The following is a 7,666-nucleotide window of genomic DNA, read 5'->3' on the forward strand; positions in this document are numbered from 1 at the left end:
TGCAGGTCGGTCTTTTTGTGTTATGTGAAACTTCAGACTGTTCTGATTATTGGTCGAGTCATTGACATGACACCCTCTGCTTGTTACCATAACATCAATATTCTTTTATAAAAGAGAAAGCGAGTGGATAACATGTGGGAGAACAAATTTGCTAAAGAGGGTTTGACGTTTGATGACGTCTTACTCGTACCCCGTCGTTCGAGTGTCTTACCGCGCGACGTTGATTTATCTGTCACGCTATGTGAAGGGATCACACTTAATATTCCGTTGATCAGTGCTGGGATGGATACAGTCACAGAAGCTCCGATGGCAATCGCAATGGCACGCCAAGGTGGTCTTGGTGTCATTCATAAGAACATGTCAATGGAAGAACAAGCAGAACATGTCGATCGCGTCAAACGTTCTGAAAATGGTGTCATCACGAATCCGTTCTATTTAACGCCAGAGCGTCAAGTCTACGATGCTGAGTATTTGATGAGTAAGTACCGCATCTCAGGTGTTCCGATCGTTAACAACGAAACAGAGCGTAAATTAGTAGGAATTTTGACGAACCGTGATCTTCGTTTCGTTAAGGATTATTCGACTGTCATTGAAACAGTAATGACAACAGAAGAACTCGTGACAGCAAAAGTTGGTACGTCCCTCGCAGAAGCAGAACAGATTCTCCACAAGCATCGCATCGAAAAGTTACCACTCGTTGATGAGAACGGTGTGTTAAAAGGATTAATCACGACAAAAGATATCGAAAAAGTCGAACAGTATCCACATGCTGCGAAAGATCAATTTGGTCGTTTACTTGTCGCAGCAGCTGTCGGTGTGACGAAAGACGCTTCAACACGTGCGAAGTTCCTGGTCGATGCAGGTGTTGATGCACTCGTCGTCGATACAGCTCACGGTCACTCAGAAGGTGTTCTCGTCAAGGTACGTGAATTACGTGAAGAATATCCAACCTTACCAATCATTGCGGGCAACGTTGCGACTGCAGAAGCAACACGCGATTTGATTGAAGCCGGCGCATCTGTCATTAAAGTCGGTATCGGACCTGGTTCGATTTGTACGACACGTGTTGTTGCAGGCGTCGGTGTACCACAGATTACAGCCGTCTTCGATTGTGCGACAGAAGCACGTAAACATGGCGTTTCGATTATCGCTGACGGTGGCATTAAGTACTCTGGCGATATCGTGAAAGCACTTGCTGCTGGTGGTCACGCTGTCATGCTCGGAAGCTTGCTTGCAGGAGTAGAAGAGAGCCCAGGTGAGATGGAAATCTATCAAGGACGTCAATTCAAGACGTACCGTGGTATGGGTTCTGAAGCATCGATGAAACGCGGTAGCCAAGACCGTTACTTCCAAGAAGCAGACAAGAAGTTCGTTCCAGAAGGAATCGAAGGAAGGGTCGCTTACCGTGGTAAACTCGGTGACTCAGTGTACCAACTCGTTGGTGGTATTCGTTCAGGTATGGGATACTGTGGTGCTGCGACGTTAGAAGAATTGCGTGAAGAGACACAGTTCATCCGTATGACGGGCGCTGGTTTGCAAGAAAGCCATCCGCACGATATTCAAATTACCAAAGAAGCCTCTAACTACACACGTCAATAAAAAAAAGCCTCGTCTTTCTCTAGCAGAAAGGCGAGGCTTTTTTTTATGATGATCTATGCAGATTCCATGCGTCTATCAATAATTGTAATCCTTCCGTCAACTCATGCTCAGAGAGACTCGCAAATCCAAGAACGATTTGAGGCGTATTGGAGAGAAGCGGTAACTGGGCGTATTGAGAGAGACCGTATACTTGGATGCCTTGTTGTTGTGCCCGCTTTACTAGCTCTTGCTCCGTCATTCCGTTCGCTACGGAAACGACAACATGGAGTCCAGCACTTTCGCCAGTCAACCGTAAGGCAGGGATCCGGCGAAGCGATTGGATCAGCACATCTAGTTTACGACGATAGACTTTACGCATCCGATTGAGATGTCGTTCAAAGTCGCCCTCTTTCATGAAACGTGTCAAGATCGTTTGATCAAAGCGTGAGACACTACAAGTATAATGGGATAATTCGGCTTGATACTGTGCGCGTAAGACTTCCGGTAAGACCATATAACCAATCCGTAGTGAAGGCATGAGCGATTTTGAGAAGGTACTCATATAAATGACACGATTGCTGTCCATGTTGTGCAAAGACGGGATCGATTTACCGCTATAGCGGAATTCGCTATCGTAGTCGTCTTCGATGATAAAGCGGGTCGGATCCATCGCCGCCCAGTTCAACAACTGGTGTCTTCGATTGACGGACAGGATGCTACCGGACGGAAACTGATGTGCCGGTGTGACATACATGACATCAACATTTGATTCCTGCAGTTGATCGATGCGTAATCCATTCGCATCGACACGAATCGGTTCAATCATTCGTTCATGATTTTCAAGCAAGAGGCGTGTCGTATGATAACCGGGATCTTCGATGCCGTACGTGACGTTTCGTCCTAGTAAGAAAAGAACGATGGGCAACAGTTGCTCGATACCTGAACCGACGACGATCTGTTCCGGAGAACAGACGACACCACGTGAGTGATAGAGATAAGTCGCAATCTCTTCGCGCAACGTTAGATCGCCTTGCGGATGACCGAGCGAGACGAGTGGATGGTGATCGGTATCTATGATGTCTTTGGCATACTTTCGCCAACGGGTGAACGGGAAAGAGATACCTTCAATCTTACTTGGATGAAAGTCATACGTGATGACCGGTTTTTCTTTAGTCACACGCGGTTCGATGACGGGTGAGGTTTTGACGTAAGCAAGTTCCTCATAGGCAAGAACGAAATACCCTTTACGCGAGATGGATTCGACATAACCTTCTGCGACAAGTTGTTGATAAGCAAGCTCAATCGTCGTTTGACTTAAGTTCAAGAATTGACCGAGCTTTCGTTTAGAAGGCAATTTTGTGCCGTACGCTAAACGTCCGGCGATGATTTCGTTTCGGATCTGTTGATAAAGTTGTTCATAAAGAGGTTTCTCTTGATCGCGTGTAAGTTGAAATGATAGCATGTCCATCTCGTATGACTCCTTCATAATAAACTGACCTGTTGAAATCATCATAAACTGATACTTTTAAAAGTGTCAACGTTCCGTATACTAAAGGGGTGAAAGTCAACCAAGGGGGAATGGATATGGAACGTCAACAAGGAACGGATCGTGTCAAACGTGGAATGGCTGAAATGCAAAAGGGTGGCGTCATCATGGATGTCGTCAATGCGGAACAAGCAAAGATTGCGGAAGCAGCAGGAGCTGTTGCAGTCATGGCACTCGAACGTGTCCCGTCGGATATTCGTCGTGACGGAGGTGTGGCACGGATGGCAGATCCGTTGATCACGGAAGAAGTACTTGGGGCAGTCTCGATCCCCGTCATGGCAAAATGCCGAATTGGTCATATTGTCGAAGCGCGTGTCCTTGAATCGATGGGGGTCGATTTCATCGATGAGAGCGAGGTACTGACTCCGGCAGACGAGCAATATCATTTACTGAAGTCGGAGTTCACCGTACCGTTCGTCTGTGGCGCACGTGATCTTGGGGAAGCCGCTCGCCGGATTGCCGAAGGAGCGGCGATGATTCGGACGAAAGGCGAGCCTGGAACTGGGAACGTCGTCGAAGCCGTTCGCCATATGCGACAAATTCAAGCGCAATTGAATCAGATTTTGCATGTCAGTCCAGATGAATTGATGACATTTGCGAAAGAGTGGGGTGCTCCGTACGAAGTATTACGAGATATTCGGACACAGGGACGTCTACCAGTCGTCAATTTTGCAGCCGGAGGAGTTGCGACACCAGCTGATGCCGCTCTCATGATGCATTTAGGGGCAGATGGTGTCTTCGTCGGATCGGGGATTTTTAAATCAGAACACCCAGAACGTGTGGCTCGCGCGATTGTTGAAGCGGTTACGTATAAAGATGATTTTGGACGGATTGCCTCTTTATCCAAAGGGCTCGGAACAGCAATGAAGGGAATCGATGTCACTTCGATGCCGTTTGAAGAACGGATGGCGACACGCGGATGGTAATCGGTATTCTTGATGTTCAAGGTGCTGTCCGCGAACATCAACAGCAACTTGAAGGTCTTGGTGTAGAGGTCGTTCTCGTCAAACATGCGAGTGATCTCGAGAGACTGGATGGGCTCGTCTTACCCGGCGGCGAATCGACCGCGATGCGTCGATTGATTGAGCGTTATGCCTTGCTGGAACCGCTTCGGGAAAAAGCGACGACGTTACCGATGTTCGGAACATGTGCCGGAATGATTCTACTCGCAACCGCTGTCGAAGCAGGTCAGAGTCATCTCAACGCGATTTCGATGACGGTCCGTCGGAATGCTTTCGGTCGACAAATCGATTCATTTGAAGGATTGCTACCGGTTGAAGGAATTGAGGAGTCGATTGAGGCAGTCTTCATTCGAGCGCCATTGATTCTATCTGTCGGAGAAGGAACACATATTATCGCAACGGTCGAAGAACAGATTGTCGCCGTCGAGACATCGCTTCATCTAGCATGTTCGTTTCATCCTGAATTAACAGAGGACGATCGCTTACATCAGTATTTTTTACAAAAGATTAAACAGCGGCAGTCCGTCCGTCTATAGAGCGTGGAAGCATCTGACAGGTTCTACTGTCAGGTGCTTCTTTTGTGCTACACTATTTGTAAAATGAATGATTGAGTGAAGGAGAGACACGATGAAACGAATCTTGCTACTCTGTTTAAGTGTCCTGCTGGTCGTAGGTTTTCCTACAACTGGACAAGCGGCACCTTCGATTCAAGCAGAGTCTTACATAATGGCCGATGCGGTCACAGGAAAAATCCTCCTTCAATCGGAAGCGGATGTTTCTCTACCACCGGCTTCGATGACAAAGCTGATGACGCTTTACCTCGTTCGACGACAAATCGAATTAAAAAAGCTGACGTGGGATCAAAAAATCAAACCGAGTGCAAAAGTATTAAAGCTTGCGAACACGTCCGGCATTGCTCGTGTTCCTGTTAAAGCAAAAACGTATACGGTTCGTGAGATGTATAACGCGGCGTTCATTAAATCAGCCAATGATGCAGCCGTATTGCTAGCCGAAACGGTATCCGGTTCAGAGGCGACGTTCGTTGAAGAAATGAATGAGACAGCGAAGTTATTCGGGATGAATGATACAGAGTATGCGAATGCCTCTGGTCTAGATGCTGTCGATGCGACGCTTCCAGGAACAAATCTGATGACAGCGACGGATATCGCGTTACTCGTCATCCGCTACATCAAGGATTATCCGGATGTACTGGATGTGACGAATAAAACACAGATGAAACTTGATGGAGAGGTCTTGAATAACTCGAATAAGATGCTGGCGAAGGAAAAATTCGCATATGCTGGCATGCGGGGGATGAAGACAGGAACGACCGATTTAGCAGGTTACTGCTTCGCGAGCGTAACGACGCGGGATAATATGACACTTGTCACGGTCGTCATGCGAACGGATTCCGATCAAGCCCGTTTCAAGGAAACGAAAAAGCTACTCGACTATGGTTTTGCGACGTTTGAGCCGTTGACGTATTACGGAAAAGGGGAACGGATCAAAGACGCTCTTCCGATTAAAGGGGCAACTATCCGGCAGTTAGACGTCGTCACGGACGGTTCGTTATACATCACGGTCTTAAAACAAGCGAAGACGCGGGAACCACGGTTCGACTTCTCAAAAACAACAGCTCCTGTGACGAAACAAGAAATCGTCGGTACGGTACAGGTCGCGGACGATGGGGTCTATCTACCAGGTTTTGAGACACCGCGTGTGAATTTGTATAGCGCAACTGCCGTTCCACTTGCGAGTGTTCCGACACGCCTCGTCCGTGCTTGGACGGCTTGGTCGAAGCAAATTGAACAAGCGATTCAACAATCGGCTCTTGTCAACTTCCAAGACGATGGTGTAAAGTAAGACTAATCTCATAAAGATGCTATGAACGGACCAAGTAGATGTATCGATACTGTTAAGAGAGCTAGTGGGTGGTGTGAACTAGTCAGATCGATGGATTGAATCGAGCCGGATCGCACACCTTGCGAACAAGGTGCGGGTACGCCCGTTATCGCGTCTTAAGTTGGCTAGATGTGTCTAGCAATGAGGGTGGCAACGCGGATCCAGGTGATTCGTCCCTTTTCGGTAGGAATACCGGAAAGAGACGAGTCGCCTTTTTTTATGACATAAAGGAGGAATTGCAGATGATTGATATTAAACGATTACGCCAAGATTTTGACGCCATTCAAGAAAAGTTAGCACACCGAGGAGAGGACTTGACGGACATGAACCGTTTCCTTGCACTTGATGAGAAGCGTCGAGAACTGATTGCGCGGACAGAAGTGTTGAAAGCAGAACGAAATGAAGCGACGAAAAAAATCGCTGAACTGAAACGCAATAAAGAGAATGCAGATGAAGCGATTGCTGCGATGCGTAGTGTCGGGGACGAGATCAAGACGCTTGACGACGAATTACGTGACGTCGAAGCGACATTGAATCAACTTCTCCTCGGTATTCCGAACATTCCACATGACAGCGTACCGGTCGGTTCTTCTGAAGATGACAATGTCGTCATCCGTGAAGTCGGTGATAAACCAGCGTTTGATTTCGAAGCGGTTCCGCACTGGGATTTGATGGAGCAATTAAAGATCGTTGACGTAGAGCGTGCAGGAAAGGTCACAGGTAGCCGGTTTGTCTTTTATCGTGGGGCAGGGGCACGTCTTGAGCGGGCATTGATCAACTTCATGATGGATCTCCATCAAGATCAGCACGGCTACACAGAAATCTTGCCGCCACTCATGGTCAACCGCGATTCAATGACAGGAACAGGACAACTGCCGAAATTCGAGGAGGATGCGTTCAAGATTGAAGAGACGAACTACTTCCTTGTACCGACAGCAGAAGTTCCAGTGACGAACATGCACCGCGAAGAAATCCTGACTGCAGATCAGTTACCGATCGGCTATGCCGCATACAGCCAATGTTTCCGTTCAGAAGCTGGTTCTGCCGGACGCGATACGCGCGGTTTGATCCGTCAGCACCAATTCAATAAAGTTGAACTCGTTCGTTTCGTCAAACCAGAAGAATCTTACGAGCAACTTGAATTGTTAACGGGACAAGCAGAGACAGTCTTGAAAAAGCTGAAACTGCCGTATCAAGTATTGAGCATGTGTACAGCTGATCTTGGATTCACGGCTGCGAAGAAATACGACATCGAAGTCTGGATGCCAAGTCAGGGCGTCTACCGTGAAATTTCTTCTTGTTCAAACTTTGAAGATTTCCAAGCACGCCGAGCGCAAATCCGTTTCCGCCGCGAAGCGAACGCGAAACCAGAATTCGTTCACACGTTGAATGGTTCTGCTCTTGCAGTCGGTCGGACAGTTGCTGCCATCTTAGAGAACTACCAACAAGCGGATGGATCAGTTGTTATTCCAGAAGTACTTCGTCCATACATGGGTGGTCTTGAAGTGATTCAAGCTTAAGTCAGAAGGGGGAGTAATCCCCCTTTCTGTATTTTAAAAAGTTTTTTTAGAAAAGGTCTTTACACGTTAAAAGGCAGATGCTATCATAATTAATGTCAGGAAAACAGACAGGTCATCATGATCTGGTAAGAAGTACGGAGGCGTACTCAAGTGGTTTA

The 7,666-nt window shown here is 47.4% G+C and carries 6 protein-coding genes and 1 other annotated feature; of the genes, 5 read left to right on the forward strand and 1 reads right to left on the reverse strand.

The window, feature by feature from the left end; all coding sequences use genetic code 11:
• The first annotated feature begins 132 nt into the window (after positions 1 to 132).
• Positions 133 to 1,599, forward strand: coding sequence for an IMP dehydrogenase (gene guaB / locus B2751_RS04900; RefSeq protein WP_035409917.1), 1,467 nt, complete (start codon positions 133 to 135; stop codon positions 1,597 to 1,599).
• A 43-nt stretch (positions 1,600 to 1,642) separates the two neighbouring features.
• On the opposite strand, the gene B2751_RS04905 is transcribed toward guaB, so the two are convergent.
• Positions 1,643 to 3,046, reverse strand: a complete 1,404-nt coding sequence (locus tag B2751_RS04905; protein WP_035409890.1) for a PLP-dependent aminotransferase family protein — start codon at positions 3,044 to 3,046, stop codon at positions 1,643 to 1,645.
• Positions 3,047 to 3,162: 116 nt separating this feature from the next.
• Between B2751_RS04905 and pdxS the strand changes: the two genes are divergently transcribed.
• From pdxS to serS, 4 genes are all read left to right on the forward strand, one after another.
• Positions 3,163 to 4,050: a pyridoxal 5'-phosphate synthase lyase subunit PdxS gene (gene pdxS / locus B2751_RS04910; RefSeq protein ID WP_035409893.1), complete on the forward strand. Its 888-nt coding sequence runs from the start codon at positions 3,163 to 3,165 to the stop codon at positions 4,048 to 4,050.
• Complete coding sequence (gene pdxT, locus B2751_RS04915; protein WP_035409895.1) at positions 4,044 to 4,622, forward strand: pyridoxal 5'-phosphate synthase glutaminase subunit PdxT; 579 nt, start codon at positions 4,044 to 4,046, stop codon at positions 4,620 to 4,622. The genes pdxS and pdxT overlap by 7 nt, the downstream gene beginning before the upstream one ends.
• Positions 4,623 to 4,713: 91 nt before the next feature.
• Positions 4,714 to 5,949, forward strand: a complete 1,236-nt coding sequence (locus B2751_RS04920) for a D-alanyl-D-alanine carboxypeptidase family protein (RefSeq protein WP_290773299.1) — start codon at positions 4,714 to 4,716, stop codon at positions 5,947 to 5,949.
• Between the two features lie 12 nt (positions 5,950 to 5,961).
• Positions 5,962 to 6,169, forward strand: a binding site (T-box leader).
• 61 nt (positions 6,170 to 6,230) lie between these two features.
• Positions 6,231 to 7,508, forward strand: coding sequence for a serine--tRNA ligase (gene serS / locus B2751_RS04925; RefSeq protein ID WP_035409899.1), 1,278 nt, complete (start codon positions 6,231 to 6,233; stop codon positions 7,506 to 7,508).
• Positions 7,509 to 7,666 lie beyond the last annotated feature (158 nt).

Origin of the sequence: Exiguobacterium sp. UBA6282, from assembly GCF_002440475.1 — a bacterium.
GTDB lineage: Bacteria > Bacillota > Bacilli > Exiguobacteriales > Exiguobacteriaceae > Exiguobacterium_A.